The organism is Prauserella shujinwangii (genome assembly GCF_003001955.1).
GTDB classification, from domain to species: Bacteria; Actinomycetota; Actinomycetes; order Mycobacteriales; family Pseudonocardiaceae; genus Qaidamihabitans; species Qaidamihabitans shujinwangii.
Genome location: NZ_PVNH01000001.1, coordinates 242,891 through 256,212 on the forward strand (window position 1 = coordinate 242,891; position 13,322 = coordinate 256,212).

The 13,322-nt window shown below is 71.7% G+C and carries 17 protein-coding genes; 11 read left to right on the forward strand and 6 right to left on the reverse strand.

Going from position 1 to position 13,322, the window contains the following annotated elements; all coding sequences use genetic code 11:
• Positions 1-20: 20 nt before the first annotated feature.
• The gene (locus B0I33_RS01065) at positions 21-221 is read right to left on the reverse strand and encodes a cold-shock protein (protein WP_106176584.1); all 201 of its coding nucleotides are present in this window, start codon (positions 219-221) and stop codon (positions 21-23) included.
• Between the two features lie 303 nt (positions 222-524).
• Here B0I33_RS01065 and B0I33_RS01070 point away from each other — a divergent pair, with 303 nt between their 5' ends.
• Positions 525-755: a hypothetical protein gene (locus B0I33_RS01070; protein WP_342750038.1), complete on the forward strand. Its 231-nt coding sequence runs from the start codon at positions 525-527 to the stop codon at positions 753-755.
• 35 nt (positions 756-790) lie between these two features.
• On the opposite strand, the gene B0I33_RS01075 is transcribed toward B0I33_RS01070, so the two are convergent.
• Positions 791-1,711: a DUF4097 family beta strand repeat-containing protein gene (locus B0I33_RS01075; RefSeq protein ID WP_425440428.1), complete on the reverse strand. Its 921-nt coding sequence runs from the start codon at positions 1,709-1,711 to the stop codon at positions 791-793.
• Positions 1,708-2,232: a toxin-antitoxin system HicB family antitoxin gene (locus B0I33_RS01080; RefSeq protein ID WP_106176586.1), complete on the reverse strand. Its 525-nt coding sequence runs from the start codon at positions 2,230-2,232 to the stop codon at positions 1,708-1,710. The genes B0I33_RS01075 and B0I33_RS01080 overlap by 4 nt, the downstream gene beginning before the upstream one ends.
• Positions 2,233-2,345: 113 nt before the next feature.
• On the opposite strand from B0I33_RS01080, the gene thyX reads away from it, so the two are divergent.
• The 5 genes from thyX (at position 2,346) to B0I33_RS01105 (ending at position 7,942) form a co-directional block, all read left to right on the forward strand.
• Entirely contained in the window at positions 2,346-3,098 is a 753-nt protein-coding gene (gene thyX / locus B0I33_RS01085; RefSeq protein ID WP_106176587.1) for an FAD-dependent thymidylate synthase, read from the forward strand.
• Positions 3,098-3,493 (forward strand): ACT domain-containing protein, encoded by a 396-nt coding sequence (locus B0I33_RS01090; protein ID WP_106176588.1) that lies wholly within the window; start codon positions 3,098-3,100, stop codon positions 3,491-3,493. The genes thyX and B0I33_RS01090 overlap by 1 nt, the downstream gene beginning before the upstream one ends.
• Positions 3,494-3,566: 73 nt before the next feature.
• Positions 3,567-5,093 (forward strand): serine/threonine-protein kinase, encoded by a 1,527-nt coding sequence (locus B0I33_RS01095; RefSeq protein ID WP_106176589.1) that lies wholly within the window; start codon positions 3,567-3,569, stop codon positions 5,091-5,093.
• 129 nt (positions 5,094-5,222) lie between these two features.
• The gene (gene dapA / locus B0I33_RS01100) at positions 5,223-6,248 is read left to right on the forward strand and encodes a 4-hydroxy-tetrahydrodipicolinate synthase (protein ID WP_106176590.1); all 1,026 of its coding nucleotides are present in this window, start codon (positions 5,223-5,225) and stop codon (positions 6,246-6,248) included.
• Positions 6,245-7,942, forward strand: coding sequence for a ribonuclease J (locus B0I33_RS01105; RefSeq protein WP_106176591.1), 1,698 nt, complete (start codon positions 6,245-6,247; stop codon positions 7,940-7,942). Before dapA ends, B0I33_RS01105 begins: the two co-directional genes overlap by 4 nt.
• A 3-nt stretch (positions 7,943-7,945) precedes the next feature.
• Here the strand turns inward: B0I33_RS01105 and B0I33_RS01110 are convergent, their stop codons facing one another.
• Positions 7,946-8,935: an EamA family transporter gene (locus B0I33_RS01110; RefSeq protein ID WP_106176592.1), complete on the reverse strand. Its 990-nt coding sequence runs from the start codon at positions 8,933-8,935 to the stop codon at positions 7,946-7,948.
• A gap of 369 nt (positions 8,936-9,304) precedes the next feature.
• Between B0I33_RS01110 and B0I33_RS01115 the strand changes: the two genes are divergently transcribed.
• A complete protein-coding gene (locus B0I33_RS01115; RefSeq protein ID WP_106176593.1) occupies positions 9,305-9,616 on the forward strand; it encodes a hypothetical protein in 312 nt (103 codons plus the stop codon).
• Positions 9,617-9,807: 191 nt separating this feature from the next.
• Here B0I33_RS01115 and cutA read toward each other — a convergent pair whose 3' ends face one another.
• Entirely contained in the window at positions 9,808-10,137 is a 330-nt protein-coding gene (gene cutA / locus B0I33_RS01120) for a divalent-cation tolerance protein CutA (protein WP_106176982.1), read from the reverse strand.
• A 97-nt stretch (positions 10,138-10,234) separates the two neighbouring features.
• On the opposite strand from cutA, the gene B0I33_RS01125 reads away from it, so the two are divergent.
• The gene (locus tag B0I33_RS01125; RefSeq protein WP_106176594.1) at positions 10,235-10,765 is read left to right on the forward strand and encodes a class IV adenylate cyclase; all 531 of its coding nucleotides are present in this window, start codon (positions 10,235-10,237) and stop codon (positions 10,763-10,765) included.
• Positions 10,766-11,236: 471 nt separating this feature from the next.
• Here the strand turns inward: B0I33_RS01125 and B0I33_RS01130 are convergent, their stop codons facing one another.
• Complete coding sequence (locus B0I33_RS01130; RefSeq protein WP_106176595.1) at positions 11,237-12,385, reverse strand: helix-turn-helix domain-containing protein; 1,149 nt, start codon at positions 12,383-12,385, stop codon at positions 11,237-11,239.
• 216 nt (positions 12,386-12,601) lie between these two features.
• Between B0I33_RS01130 and B0I33_RS01135 the strand changes: the two genes are divergently transcribed.
• The 3 genes from B0I33_RS01135 to B0I33_RS01145 all read left to right on the forward strand — a co-directional run bounded on the left by B0I33_RS01135 (position 12,602) and on the right by B0I33_RS01145 (position 13,308).
• The gene (locus B0I33_RS01135) at positions 12,602-12,814 is read left to right on the forward strand and encodes a hypothetical protein (protein ID WP_106176596.1); all 213 of its coding nucleotides are present in this window, start codon (positions 12,602-12,604) and stop codon (positions 12,812-12,814) included.
• A gap of 66 nt (positions 12,815-12,880) precedes the next feature.
• Positions 12,881-13,072: a hypothetical protein gene (locus B0I33_RS01140; protein WP_106176597.1), complete on the forward strand. Its 192-nt coding sequence runs from the start codon at positions 12,881-12,883 to the stop codon at positions 13,070-13,072.
• A gap of 26 nt (positions 13,073-13,098) precedes the next feature.
• The gene (locus B0I33_RS01145; protein WP_106176598.1) at positions 13,099-13,308 is read left to right on the forward strand and encodes a hypothetical protein; all 210 of its coding nucleotides are present in this window, start codon (positions 13,099-13,101) and stop codon (positions 13,306-13,308) included.
• Positions 13,309-13,322: the final 14 nt, after the last annotated feature.

A 13,322-nucleotide genomic window follows, 5' to 3' on the forward strand; every position in this document is an offset into this window, starting at 1 on the left:
CGGGCCCTGCGTGCCGTGGATCAGACCGCGCGGACGGTCTTGGCCTGCGGGCCCTTGGGGCCCTGCGCGACCTCGAACTCGACGTGCTGGTTCTCCTCGAGGCTACGGAAGCCGTAGCCGTCGATCTCGGAGTAGTGCACGAAGACGTCCGGTCCGTCGGTGCGGGAGATGAAGCCGAAGCCCTTGTCCGCGTTGAACCACTTGACGGTTCCCTGAGTCATATCGCTCCTTCTGAGGAATTCTGGGGCCCGCACCGTGCGGTGCCCCCGGGCCGATTCGCAGCGCGGCCCATCCAGAACCCTGAAGCAAGCGAACGCAAGAACGACGACCACTCAGCACAACAGGCGGGGAGGCCGGTTCATTCCCCGGCACGGCGGGCAGTAGGGTACTGATGCCGAGAGTTTCTCGCATACCGGTGTTCGGGCCGGTGTCGTTCTCGGCCAGCCCATCCGGCCGTCCCCGGCCGGGGACGGGAGTGCGGGCATGTCGTGGGAATCGCGCCGCCAGGCGGACGAGGGAACCGGATGACGTGGGCACGCCGCCCCGGGGCCGTGCGCACCCCGGAACGGATGAACCAGGCCCGCGCCGTCGAGGAGGATCACCAGCTGGTCACGCACCAGCGGGCAGTGCGCACCGTGGCCGGGCAGGCGGTCGACGCGACCGACTGCCTGCGGCTGCTGGAGATGCTCGGTCTGGAACCCGGTGACGGGCGGGTGCCGGGAGCACCGCGAGCGGAGCCCGGCGACGGCGCCTGACCGGACGTCCCGGCGCCGCCGCGCGCACTCCGTGGTCAGCCCGCCGAGCGGGTCACCACCGCGTCCCCCGCGCCGCTGCGCGCCCGCACCTTGAGCGCGACCGGCCCGTCCGGGGGCGTGTCGGCCACGTCCAGCTCGCTCGACACCCGGCCGGCGCCGGAGGAGAGCTCGATCTCCGCCGCGACCCCCTGCCGGATGCCGATCCGGATCTCGCCCGAGCCGGTGATGGCCTCCACCGAGCCAGCCGCCGCCTCGGCGACCGTCACGTCGCCGCTGCTGCTGCGCACCAGCACCTGGCCGTCGACGGTGCCCAGCCACACGTCGCCGGTGCCGGTGCCGAGTGTCGCCGAGCCGGACACCGCGGGCGCCTCGACGTCGCCGCTGCCCGAGCGCAGCCGCACACCGGCCGGGGCGGGGCCGAGCCGGATGGATCCGGTCCCGGTGCGCACGGACACCGCGCCCCCCGCGCCCTCGAGCGACACGTCTCCCGAGCCGGTGGCCACGTCGGCGCGTCCCGCCTTGCCGGTCACGGTCACGGTGGCGGCCCCGGCTCGCACGTCCACGTGGGAACCCTCGGGCGCGCGGACCCGCACACCCAGCGGGACGTTGCGCAGCGGCAGCGGTTTCGGGCCCCGCACGACCAGCCGGGAGCCGACCTTCTCGACGCGGGCCTGCCGCACGGCATCCGCGGCCGAGCCGTGCAGCTCCGCCCCGAGCTGGCCGCCGAAGTGCTCGCCGACCCAGTTGAGGATGTTGGACACGCCCTCGGTCCAGGGCGCCTGCGCGGCCGGCTCGTGCCGCACCTCCACGCTCGCCTCGCCCTCGCCGAGCTGGATCTCCACCCGGCCCGTCGTGATGTCCACGTCGAGTTCGAGCGGCCCGTCGGCGTCGAACGTCTGGCTGCGGACGGGCGCCTCGCCCTGCTGGTGCTCGTCGTTCGTCGGCATGTCCGTCATCCCTTCACCCAGCCGTGCAGGTGCGAGCCGGAGCGCTCGCCGTGCTGCTTCTGCCCGTGGTGCTGGTGCTTGCCCTGCAGCGCGCCCTGCACCGCCTGCGAGACGAAGGTGTTGAGCGAGACGCCCTGCGCCGCCGCCGCCTGCTCGGCCTGCCCCTTGAGCTGCTCGAACAGGCGCAGCGTGATGCGGCTGATGTCGCCGCCGTCCCCGGCGGGCGGTGGCGGTGGCGACTGCGGTGGGGGCGGTGGCGGCGGCGGGGAGGACGCGGACTCACCCGTCGCGGTGCCGGTGACCACCACCCGGACGTCGCGCCCGTCGAGGCGCACGTCGACGACCTGGTCGGGGAGGTTGGCGGTGACCTCGGCGGCGAGGTCGGCGAGCGCGTTCATCAGCGCGAGCCGGGCGGCCGGCTCCAGCGCCGCGGACAGCACGGCCGCGGCGCGTCTCAGCTGCTCGTCGCCCGCGGAAGCCGTCGTGTTCAGGCTCTCCCGCAGGCTCTGCAGATACGGCGTCAAATCCATGACACCACTATGGCGTCACTTCTGACGTCACGCAACACCGTCGTGGCGTCACCCCGGGATCGTCCGTCGCGGCAGATACGCTGCGGGCGGAACAACGGCGGAGGGAGTCGAAGGTGGCCGAGACGGTGTCGCCCCAGGTGCAGTTGATCGCGAAGACGGAGTTCTTCCCCCCGGCCGACGTGCCGTGGTCGACCGACGCCGACGGTGGTCAGGCGCTGGCCGAGTTCGCCGGGCGCGCCTGCTACCAGTCGTGGAAGAAGCCGAACCCGAAGACGGCCACCAACGCCGGCTACCTCGAGCACATCATCGAGGTCGGGCACCTTTCGGTGCTCGAGCACGGGTCGGCGAGCTTCTACATCACCGGGATCTCCCGGTCGCTGACCCACGAGCTGATCCGGCACCGGCACTTCTCCTACTCGCAGTTGTCGCAGCGTTACGTGCCCGAGCGCGACGCCGCGTTCGTCGAGCCTGCCGTGATCGCCGACGACCCGGAGCTGCACGAGAAGTTCCTCGCCGCCGCGCAGGCCAGCGTCGACGCCTACAACGAGCTGCTCGCGGGGCTGGAGGAGAAGTTCGCCGACGCGCCCAGCGCGACGCTGCGGCGCAAGCAGGCCCGGCAGGCCGCGCGCGCCGTGCTGCCCAACGCCACCGAGACCCGGATCGTCGTCACCGGCAACTACCGCGCGTGGCGGCACTTCATCGCGATGCGCGCCACCGAACAGGCCGACGTCGAGATCCGCGCGCTCGCCGTCGAGTGCCTGCGGCAGCTACAGAAGGTGGCGGAGAACGTGTTCGCCGACTTCACGATCTCCACGCTGCCCGACGGCACGGAGGTGGCGTCGAGCCCGAAGGTCCTCGAAGGCTGATGCGCAGGCTCGCCATCGACGTGCGGCCCGGCGAGTACGCGGTCGCACGGCTCGACGCGGGCGCGGCGGCCCCGGTCGGGCTGTTCGACCGGTCCGGCGACGCGCTGGTGTCGGTGACCCGCACCGGCGGCGAGCTGTCGGTGATCTGCCCGGCGGAGGCCGCCCCGGCCGGGGCACGTGTCCAGGACGGCTGGCGGCTGCTCACGGTCCGCGGACCGCTCGCGTTCACCCTCACCGGCGTGATCGCGGCGCTGTCCAGCGAGCTGGCCGCCGCCGGGGTCGCGCTGTTCACCCTGTCCACCTTCGACACCGACCACGTGCTGGTGCGGGCGGCCGACCTCGACCGGGCGGTCGCGGCGCTCGAGGCCTCCGGGCACGACGTCTTCCACGCCTGACGGGAGTCCGGGGACCGCGTCGCGCGACGCGGATACGATCTCCCCGTCCGGACCCCCGAAGGAGTGACGCCCCGTGACCGAAGAGCAGATCCGGCAGTCGCACCCGGCCGGTGCCGGGCCCGGACCCCGGGTGGTCGCGGGCCGGTACACGCTGCTCGGCGAGCTGGGCCGCGGCGGCATGGGGGTGGTGTGGCGGGGCGAGGACACGGTGATCGGCAGGCCGGTGGCGGTCAAGGAGCTGGCGGTGCCGTCCGGGGCGGAGGCGCCGGGCGTCTTCCAGGAGCGGGTGCTGCGGGAGGTGCGCACCGGGGGACGGCTCAACGACCCTGCGGTGGTGACGGTGTACGACGTGGTCACCGAGGGCGGCACCACGTTCATCGTGATGGAGCTGGTGGAGGCGCCGACCCTGGCCGAGCTGGTGCGCCGGGAGGGTCCGCTGCCGCCGCATCGGGTGGCGGCCATCGGGGAGCAGGTGCTCTCGGCGTTGCGGGCCGCGCACGAGGCGGGGATCGTGCACCGCGACGTCAAGCCGGGCAACATCATGGTCGCGCCCGGCGGGCGGGTGAAGCTGACCGACTTCGGCATCGCGCAGGCGGTCGACGACCCGCGGCTGACCACGAGCGGGATGCTGGTGGGCTCGCCGGCGTTCATGGCGCCGGAGCGGGTCGCGGGGCGGGAGGCGCTGCCCGCCTCCGATCTGTGGGCGCTGGGCGCGACGCTGTTCTTCGCGGTGGAGGGCGTGGTGGCGTTCGAGCGGCCCACCACGGCGGCGACGTTGCACGCGATCCTGCACGAGGTGCCCTACCTGACCCGCACGCAGGGCCCGCTGGCCTCGGCGATCATGGGGTTGCTGGTGGCCGCGCCCGAGGCGCGGCTGTCGGCTCCGCAGGCGGGTGGCCTGCTGGCGATGGCGGCCCGGCAGCAGGGACAGTCCACGCCGCCGGGCGGGCAGCCCGCGACGGCCGCCTACGCCGGGCAGCCGACGGTGCCCACCGGTCCCGGTGCGCCGGGGCCCGCGGCGGGGGAGCCGCGGCGGCGCGGGCGGGGAGCCCTGGCCGCCGGGGCGGTGCTGGCGTCGGTCGCGCTGCTCGCGGGCGGGTTCTTCCTCGGCAGGCCGGTGTGGTCGCCCGCCACCGACGAGGCGATGCTGCCCACCCTCACCTACGGCGACGGCGGCGACGTGGGGTTCACGCTCAGCAGCGGGGCGGACGTCTGCCTCAACGGCCGGTTCGACCCCGGCTACCAGATCAGCTCGGCCAACCAGCCCGACTGCGACGAGCGGCACGACTTCGAGGTCTACCTCTCCGAGCACGCCCTCGGCGCCGGTGCCTACGCCTCCGACGACGCCCAGCTGCTCGCCTACCCCGGCGTGGAGCGGCTGCGCAGCTTCGCCGAGACCCAGTGCGCGCTCGGCTTCCACTCCGACATCGTCCCGGCGGAGTCGCGCCCGTCGCTGACCTACCGTGCGCTGGTGCCCAGCAAGGCGCTGTGGGAGCAGCCCCAGGAGTCCGACTCGGACCTGCGGCGCACCGTGTACTGCGTGCTGGCCGACCGGGGCGGCGACCAGCTCACCGAGCAGGTGACCGTGGAGGTCAAGTAGCCGCAGAAGTTCCCGCGCGAGCCCGGCGGGGCGGGTGATTCTCCGCCGCGCCGCGGCGTGCGGAACGCGATCGCCGCGATCGGCGGCGTCGGCACCGGGTGACGGCCTGAACGAGGTACCGTCAACGGCATGTCGATCGCACCGCCCACCCCACCCACCGCCGCGCCCGGGAGGCCGTTCGGCCGCGTGCTCACCGCCATGGTCACCCCCTTCGACACCCACGGGGCCGTGGACCTGAAGCGGGCGCAGGAGCTCGCCGTGCACCTGCTGGAGCTGGGCAACGACGGGCTGGTGATCAACGGCACCACCGGCGAGAGCCCCACCACCACCGACGCCGAGAAGGCGGACCTGGTCCGGGCCGTCGTGGAGGCGGTGGGGGACAAGGCCACCGTCGTGTCGGGCGCGGGCACCTACGACACCGCGCACAGCGTCGAGCTGGTGCGCCAGGCGGAGAAGGCGGGCGCCCACGGCGTCCTCGTCGTCACCCCGTACTACTCGCGGCCCACCCAGGCCGGGCTGTACGCGCACTTCACGTCGGTCGCCGACGCCACCGGCCTGCCGGTGATGCTCTACGACATCCCGCCGCGCTCCATCGTGCCGATCGAGGTGGACACGCTGCGCAGGCTGGCCGAGCACCCGCGCATCCTCGCCGTCAAGGACGCCAAGGGCGACCTGCTCGCGGGCAGCGAGGTGATCGCGAACACCCACCTCGCCTACTATTCGGGGGACGACGCGCTGAACCTGCCGTGGCTCTCGGTCGGCGCGACCGGCGTGGTCAGCGTCATCGGGCATGTGGTCGCGGGCCGCATCCGGGCCATGATCGAGGCCTACGAGGACGGCGACACGTCCACGGCGCGCACCAACCACCGGGGCATGCTCCCGGTGTACCGCGCGTTCTCGCGGGTCGGCGGCGTCGTCTTCGCCAAGACGGCGCTGCGGATGCGCGGCTACGATGTCGGGGAGCCGCGGCTCCCGATCGTGCCGGCCAGCAGTGAGCAGGTCGAGGCGATCGCGGCGGACCTGACCCAGGCGGGCGTGCCACTCGAACAGTCACCGACGAGCGACTGGGCGGGCTCCCGGGTCGCCCAGGCCGACTCCGCCGCGGCGTATGTTGCACCGACCACTCACACCAGCGTTGGGACCATTCATCGGTGAGCCAGCTCCACATCGGACCCGGACCTTCGTACGCCCCGCCCGCCCCGCCGGAAGGCGGCCTGCGTGTCGTCGCGCTCGGCGGCATCGGCGAGATCGGCCGGAACATGACCGTCTTCGAGTACGGCGGCAGGCTGGTGATCGTCGACTGCGGGGTGCTGTTCCCCGAGGACCAGCAGCCGGGCGTCGACCTGATCCTGCCTGACTTCCGCGCGATCGAGGACCGGCTGGACGACGTCGACGCGCTCGTGCTGACCCACGGCCACGAGGACCACATCGGCGCGGTGCCGTTCCTCCTCCGGATGCGGCCCGACCTGCCGGTGTACGGCTCGCGGTTCACGCTCGCGCTGCTGGCGGCGAAGTGCAAGGAACACCGGCAGCGGCCGCAGCTGACCGAGGTGCGCGAGGGCGAGAAGCGCCGGGTCGGCGAGTTCGAGCTGGAGTTCTTCGCGGTCAACCACTCGATCCCGGACGCGCTCGCGGTGGCGATGCGGACCCCGGCGGGTCTCGTGCTGCACACCGGCGACATCAAGCTGGACCAGCTGCCGCTGGACGGCAGGCTGACCGACCTGGCCGGGTTCTCCCGGCTCGGGGACGAGGGCGTGGACCTGCTGTGCGTCGACTCCACCAACGCCGAGGTGCCCGGTTTCGTCACCGCGGAGCGGGACATCGGCCCGGTGCTGGACGACGTGATCTCGCAGGTGCGGCAGCGGGTGATCGTGGCCTGCTTCGCCAGCCACGTGCACCGCGTGCAGCAGGTGCTCGACGCCGCGGTGAAGCACGGCCGCCGGGTGGCCTTCGTCGGCCGCTCGATGGTCCGCAACATGGGCATCGCGGCGGAGCTGGGGTTGCTGGAGATCCCCGAGGGGCTGCTCATCGACCTGGACGAGGCGGTGAACCTGCCCGAGTCGAAGGTGCTGTTCGTGTCCACCGGTTCGCAGGGCGAGCCGCTGTCGGCGCTGTCCCGGATGGCGCGCGGGGAGCACCGGCAGATCTCCATCCGCGCCGGGGACACGGTCGTGCTGGCCAGCTCGATGATCCCGGGCAACGAGACCGCGGTGTTCGGCGTGGTGAACGGGCTGATGCGGCTCGGCGCCGACGTCGTGCACCAGGGCAACGCGAAGGTGCACGTGTCGGGGCACGCGTCGGCGGGGGAGCTGCTGTTCCTCTACAACGCGATCCGGCCGAGCAACGTGATGCCGGTGCACGGTGAGTGGCGGCACCTGCGGGCCAACGCGGAGCTGGCGGTGCGCACGGGCGTGGCGCCGGAGAACGTGGTGCTCGCCGAGGACGGCGTGGTGGTCGACCTGGTGGACGGCAAGGCGTCGATCGCGGGCCGCGTCGAGGTGGGGCACGTCTACGTGGACGGCCTGTCCGTCGGCGATGTCGGTGAGTCGACGCTGTCCGACCGGCTGGTGCTCGGCGAGGGCGGGTTCATCGCGATCACGGTGGCGGTGGACTCCACGACCGGCAGGGCGGTGAGCCCGCCGACCGTGTCCGGGCGCGGGTTCTCCGACGACCCGAAGGCGCTCGACGCGGCGGTCGCGCTGGTGGAGATGGAGCTGTCGCGCACCGAGGCGGAGGGCATCACCGACATGCACCGGATCGCCCAGTCGGTGCGGCGCGTGGTGGGCCGCTGGGTGGCCGAGACCTACCGGCGCCGCCCGATGATCGTGCCCACCGTCATTCCCGTCTGACCCTCACGACGGTTCCGCCTCGACGGGCAGCGGTTCGCCCGCGGTGCTGGGTTGCTTGGCGGGGGCGGTGAGCTGCACGATCGTCGCCCCCGTCAACAGGACGCCCGCCCCGGCGATCTGCACCCAGGTGAGGGCCTCGCCCAGCACCAGCCAGGCGGCGGCGGTGGCGATGAGCGGCTCGCACAGGGCGAGCACGCTGGCGACGGAGGCGGGCAGGTGGCGCAGGGCCGTGATGCCGGACAGGTAGGCCAGCACGGTGGACACGAGCGCGACGGCGATCAGCAGCGCCCACACCGGCGGCCGCCACGGGCCGAACTCGGCCGGGCCGAGCACGATGTCCATCGGCAGGGTCCACGGTGGTGCCACCAGGAAGACCGCGCCGGCGCCGATGATCATGCCCCAGGTCACCATGCCGAGCGGGTCCTTCGTGGCCACGCCGTGCTCGCCGAGCAGGAAGTAGGCCGCCGAGCCGAGCGCGGCGCCGAGCCCGGCCAGCAGGCCGATCGTGTCGAGCCGCAGCCCGGTGCCGACCTGCGCGAGCATCGCCAGCCCGGTGAGCGCGAGCGCGATGCCGCCCCACACCGCCCACGGCAGCCGCACCCGGCGGACGAACCGCACCCACAGCGCCACCAGCACCGGCGAGGTGAACTCCAGCAGGATCGCGACACCCACCGGGATGCGGGAGGCGGAGACGAAGAAGAGCAGCTGCACCCCGGCCACGCCGAGCAGCCCGTATCCCAGCAGCAGCGGCCACTCCGTGCGCCGCACGCGCAGCAGCCGCGGCCGCGCGAGCCCCACCCCGGCCGCCAGCACCAGCGCGGAGAGGCCGATGCGCGCGGCCGCCACCTCCTCCGGTGACATCCCGGCGAGCATCGCGGGTTTGCCGATGACGCCCGAGCTGCCGAAGAACAGCGACGCGAGCACGATCAGCAGCAGCCCGCGGCCCTGCCGCACCGGGGGCGCCTGGGAAGCGGGGGAGACGTCGACGGCCACCCCGCGACTCTATGCGCGCGCACCGACGATCCGCGGCTGGTTTCTCACGGTTTGGGACGGGCGTACCAGCGCGAGCAAAGTGAAGGGGAATTGGGGTTGTCGGTTGTAGCGTTGCAGGTCAGGAAGTGTGCTCGCCGCGCACGCGGGGATGATCCCGCCAACACGGAGGCTGCGTTCGTGCTCGACCAGTGCTCCCCGCGCACGCGGGGATGATCCGTGACCACTAGGGATTGGGATAGGGACAGGGAGTCGTGCTCCCCGCGCACGCGGGGATGATCCGGTGCCGGTGATCGCGGAGATGTGGAGCCGGAAGTGCTCCCCGCGCGCGCGGATGATCCGCCCAGAAGCCGACATTGCACCTGAGCACCGGTGCATACCGTCGACGCCGGCGCTGCTCGTTCAGCCGTCGTTGTGGGCTTCGATAATCAGCCTGTGCGCCGGGTCGATCGTGCGTCCGTTGGGTTCGGCCACGCGGGTGAGGAAGTCGGCGGGGGGTTCGCCGAGCGCGAGGCGCTCGCGCGGAGTTCTCTGGCGGGTAGCTCACCGCCGTCCTGGTGGCCGCCTGACGACGGCGATGCCGAAGTTGTGGTTGACATGGGCGGCGCGGGCCAGCAGGACACGGTCGTGTTCGATCACGGTTCCGCTCCGGTGTATTCGAGGGCGCAGAACGAGAAGTCGTAGCGTGGTTCGGCGGCGCTTCGGCTGGAATGCCGCACGGCTTGGGTAGTGGGTCCCGCACAGCGCAAAGCCCATGATCTCGCTGCTGGGGTCGCGTCCGTGCGCCCGATCGCGCGAGTCGCGACTGTGGCCAGGCAACTCGGGCGCTACCGGGACGTGGCTGCGGTGGGCGAAACGCTGGAACGTATCCGCGGTTAACTCGCGTTCGGTGTCGTGGCGCGCTCGATCCATGCGAGATATCCCGCCGAACCCGCGGCGAGCGTCACTGCGGTCACCTCGGGATTCTCCCAGGGGTGTTCGGCGATCAGGTGCGCTTCCAGTTCAGGATAGCGTTCGCTGGTGGTCTTGAACACCGCGAGCCATTCTTCGCCCTGACCCTCTTCGCCGAGGTGCCAGAAGAAGTTCGCGACAGGCCCGTGAACCTGTGCAGTCGCGGCCAGCTTCGCCCGCACCGCTGAGGCTGCGAGCTGGGCGGCCGAGTTCCGGTCGGGCGTGGTCGTTGTGACGGAGAGATGATCAACCATGAGACTGAGGGTACGGCGCTGCACAAAGCACCAGCGGCTCACCGCCCGCATCGCCGGTTAACGTCGACCACTGAGCACCTTCCGGAAGGAGCACGCAGTGCCCGTCGAGCACGAAGCCAAGGTCCTCGACATCGACCCCGACGCCATGCAACGGCTGATCCTGGACAAGGGCGGCCAGAAGCTCGGCGAACGGTTCATGCGCCGCTACGTCTACGACATCACCCCTGGCGACCAGTCCAAGTGGATCAGGCTCCGCGACACCGGCGACGAGACCACGCTGACCGTCAAGCAGATCACCAGCGACGCCATCGACGGCACCCACGAGATCGAAGTGGGTGTCGATGATTTCGCCGCCACCAACGCACTGCTCGGCGTGATGGGCTTCAGCGCGAAGTCCTACCAGGAGACCAAGCGCACCAGCTTCATCCTCGATGGCGCACAAGTCGAGATCGACACCTGGCCCCGGATTCCCCCGTACCTGGAGATTGAAGCCGGATCCAGAGATGAGGTGATCAGGGTCGCCGGGTTGCTCGGCTACACCGAAGCCGACCTGACCGGCGAGTACACCATCAAGATCTACGCCCGCTACGGTATCGACCTCAACGCCGTTCCTATGTTGCGTTTCTGATCGTCAAGGTGTGGAAAGTGAATGAAATCCGGCGTACCCGGTAGTATCTCCGCAGTTCAGGAAGTGTGCTCCCCGCGCACGCGGGGATGATCCCACCAGCAGGATCGGCGCGAGCCCGATGAGCGCGTGCTCCCCGCGCACGCGGGGATGATCCCTACTGGAGAACGAGTGAGCAACTTCCAGATGTGTGCTCCCCGCGCACGCGGGGATGACCCTGCGACAGGTACCGCCGAGCCCGCGTGGTGTGCGTGCTCCCCGCGCACGCGGGGATGATCCGTACATCATCGGCGGTGTCGTGCAACTCGGCTGCGGCTGGATCGAGCTGTCGCCGACTGCGCCTCCTGCCTGCTCGACTACACGCCGCCTGCGGACCAGCACGTCACCGAGCCCGGCGATGGCTGCGCCACACCAGCCTCCGACGCCGTGTGACGGCTGATCGACGTTGAGCGCGGCCGTCGGGCAATCGGATTGTCAGGCGGTCTTGAGCAACCCCATCCGGGAAGCCAGGCCGCGCGCTTCCCGAACGACCGATTCGCGCCGCGCCCGTTCGAGCATGGTGGCGACGATCTCGCGGGCGAATGCGTTGCTGCGGGTGCGGACCGGGCCGAGCCGTTCGGCTTGTGTGAGCAGGTCGAGCACCTGTTCGTCGGGCCTGCGCAGCCCGTAGAGGGCACGGGCGTGCTCGATCAGGTACGTGGTGCGTCGCGAGTCGATCGCGAGTTCGGCCGGGTCGATCGTCTCGGCCAGGCTCGCGGCGAGCGCGTGGTCGCCGCATTCCAGGGCGGTGGACATGCGCCACAGCACGACATTGGCCGGGGAGAACAGTAGATGGTGCCGGTTGCCGTTCTCGACGTGCTCGGCCAGCCCGGCGGCCTCGTCGAGCGCGCCGGAGGGTTCGCCGCCCACGATGGTGTCGGCGAAGCCGGTCGTGAGGGTGAGCGCGCCACGGATGTCGAGGGCGTCATCGGGCACGACGTCGAGTCCGCGGCGGGCGAGGGTGCCGGCGCGCTGGTGTGCACCGAGTCCGGACAGCGCTTGGGTGCGGGCGAACTCGGCGAGCGCGATCCATTCCGGCTCGCCGAGCCGTTCGGCGGCAGCGTGGCCGCGGTCGGCGGCGATCCAGGCGAGGTCGGGTGAGCCGAGGCCCTTCACGAGCAGTGCGGTGGTGTGGGTGGCGGTGACGAGCGCGCGTAGCGCGTCGGCCTGCCGGGCGTGGGTGTGCAGCGCGGTGAGTAGCGGCGGCAGCCGGTGGCCGACCTCGGCCTCTTGGTTGGCCTGCCGCATCGCCGCGAGGAGTTGCGCCTCGGCAATGAGCTCGCGCAGCTCGCCGCGCGGCGGACCGTCGTCGAGGTCGGTGTCCAGCAGCGCCGTGCGGATGGCGGGGACGGTGCTGTCGGCGGCGGGGTCGCGGATCTCCAGGCCGTCGCCGGTGATGTCGGCCAGGCTGACGCGCAGCGCGTTGGCGATCGCCACGAGCGTGCTGCGCCGGTCGACGGGCGCGCGACCGGTTTCGATCTTGGACAGGTAGCCCTTGGACAGGCCGGCCAATCCGGCGGCCTGTTCCAGCGAGAGGCCGCGCCACCTGCGAAGACGGCGAATGGTGGTGCCGATCGAGTCCATGTTTCCCACGGTACCGGCTGGGTTTCCTGGCGGGAAACGAACGTGTGCGGATCGTCTCTACTGTCCGTGACGATGTGTAGCCCGGCGGTTGTGACGCAACACAGCGAGGGAGTCGGTCTCCGATGAGCTGGCTCCGCGACAGCCGGGGTCGGATCTACGACCCGGACGGTGACGGCCCCCTCGACGACGAGCAGGTTGACGAGGAGGTGGCCGACGATGATCGCCCGCGATCGTGATCTCCTTGCGCGGCTCATGACGGTGAACACACAGCTCGGTCAGCTGACCGTGAGGCTGCTCGACGGGCAGGACGGCGGCGAACTGCCCGCCAGCGGCTGCCGCGAACTCGGCGAGGCGCTCGCCGCGCTCGGACAGGAGATGCAGGACCGAGCCGATGTGTTCGAGGGATGCGTCATCGAGGGGCCGTCGTGACGGCGCTGGCCTGGTTCTGGGGTGCGGTCGGCATCGTCGCCGTGAGGTGGCTCGCCTGGCGGTCCGGTGACTGAGCCGCCGACCGTGCCGCGGTTCCGGTGGCCGCCCGACCTCGAACCCACCGAGCGCCTGCCCACGACTGGGCCCGTGTGGCCGACGCGGGACCTCGACGCGCCGGGCGCGACCGTGCGGGCCCGGCGGCCGGAGCGGGAACCGGCGTTCCTGGCCGGAGTGGCGCGAGCGCTGCGACGGCTCTGAACAGCACAGGTGAGGAAGGAGGGCCAGTGAGAACGGCCGACGAGATGGTGCGGCTGACCCGTTGCCGCGGCCAGGCCGACGAGTCGCAGGAGATCGCCGCCGACGTCATCCGATTGGCACTGCGGAACGGGGCTTCGGTCCCCGTGCTCCGCGTAAGGTCTGCTCGCGCGGCTCAGGATCGCGTGGCGGATTTCGCGACCGACGACCGGGTGAACAGACTGTGCCGCAGTCTTTAGCTTCGCCGCCGAGC

Excerpts from the sequence above, each read along its gene's own strand:
- B0I33_RS01065 (WP_106176584.1), bottom strand. The coding sequence starts at position 221 with ATGACTCAGGGAACCGTCAAGTGGTTCAACGCGGACAAGGGCTTCGGC.
- B0I33_RS01070 (WP_342750038.1), top strand. The coding sequence starts at position 525 with ATGACGTGGGCACGCCGCCCCGGGGCCGTGCGCACCCCGGAACGGATG.
- B0I33_RS01075 (WP_425440428.1), bottom strand. The coding sequence starts at position 1,711 with ATGACGGACATGCCGACGAACGACGAGCACCAGCAGGGCGAGGCGCCC.
- B0I33_RS01080 (WP_106176586.1), bottom strand. The coding sequence starts at position 2,232 with ATGGATTTGACGCCGTATCTGCAGAGCCTGCGGGAGAGCCTGAACACG.
- B0I33_RS01090 (WP_106176588.1), top strand. The coding sequence starts at position 3,098 with ATGCGCAGGCTCGCCATCGACGTGCGGCCCGGCGAGTACGCGGTCGCA.
- dapA (WP_106176590.1), top strand. The coding sequence starts at position 5,223 with ATGTCGATCGCACCGCCCACCCCACCCACCGCCGCGCCCGGGAGGCCG.
- cutA (WP_106176982.1), bottom strand. The coding sequence starts at position 10,137 with ATGGTTGATCATCTCTCCGTCACAACGACCACGCCCGACCGGAACTCG.
- B0I33_RS01130 (WP_106176595.1), bottom strand. The coding sequence starts at position 12,385 with ATGGACTCGATCGGCACCACCATTCGCCGTCTTCGCAGGTGGCGCGGC.
- B0I33_RS01135 (WP_106176596.1), top strand. The coding sequence starts at position 12,602 with ATGATCGCCCGCGATCGTGATCTCCTTGCGCGGCTCATGACGGTGAAC.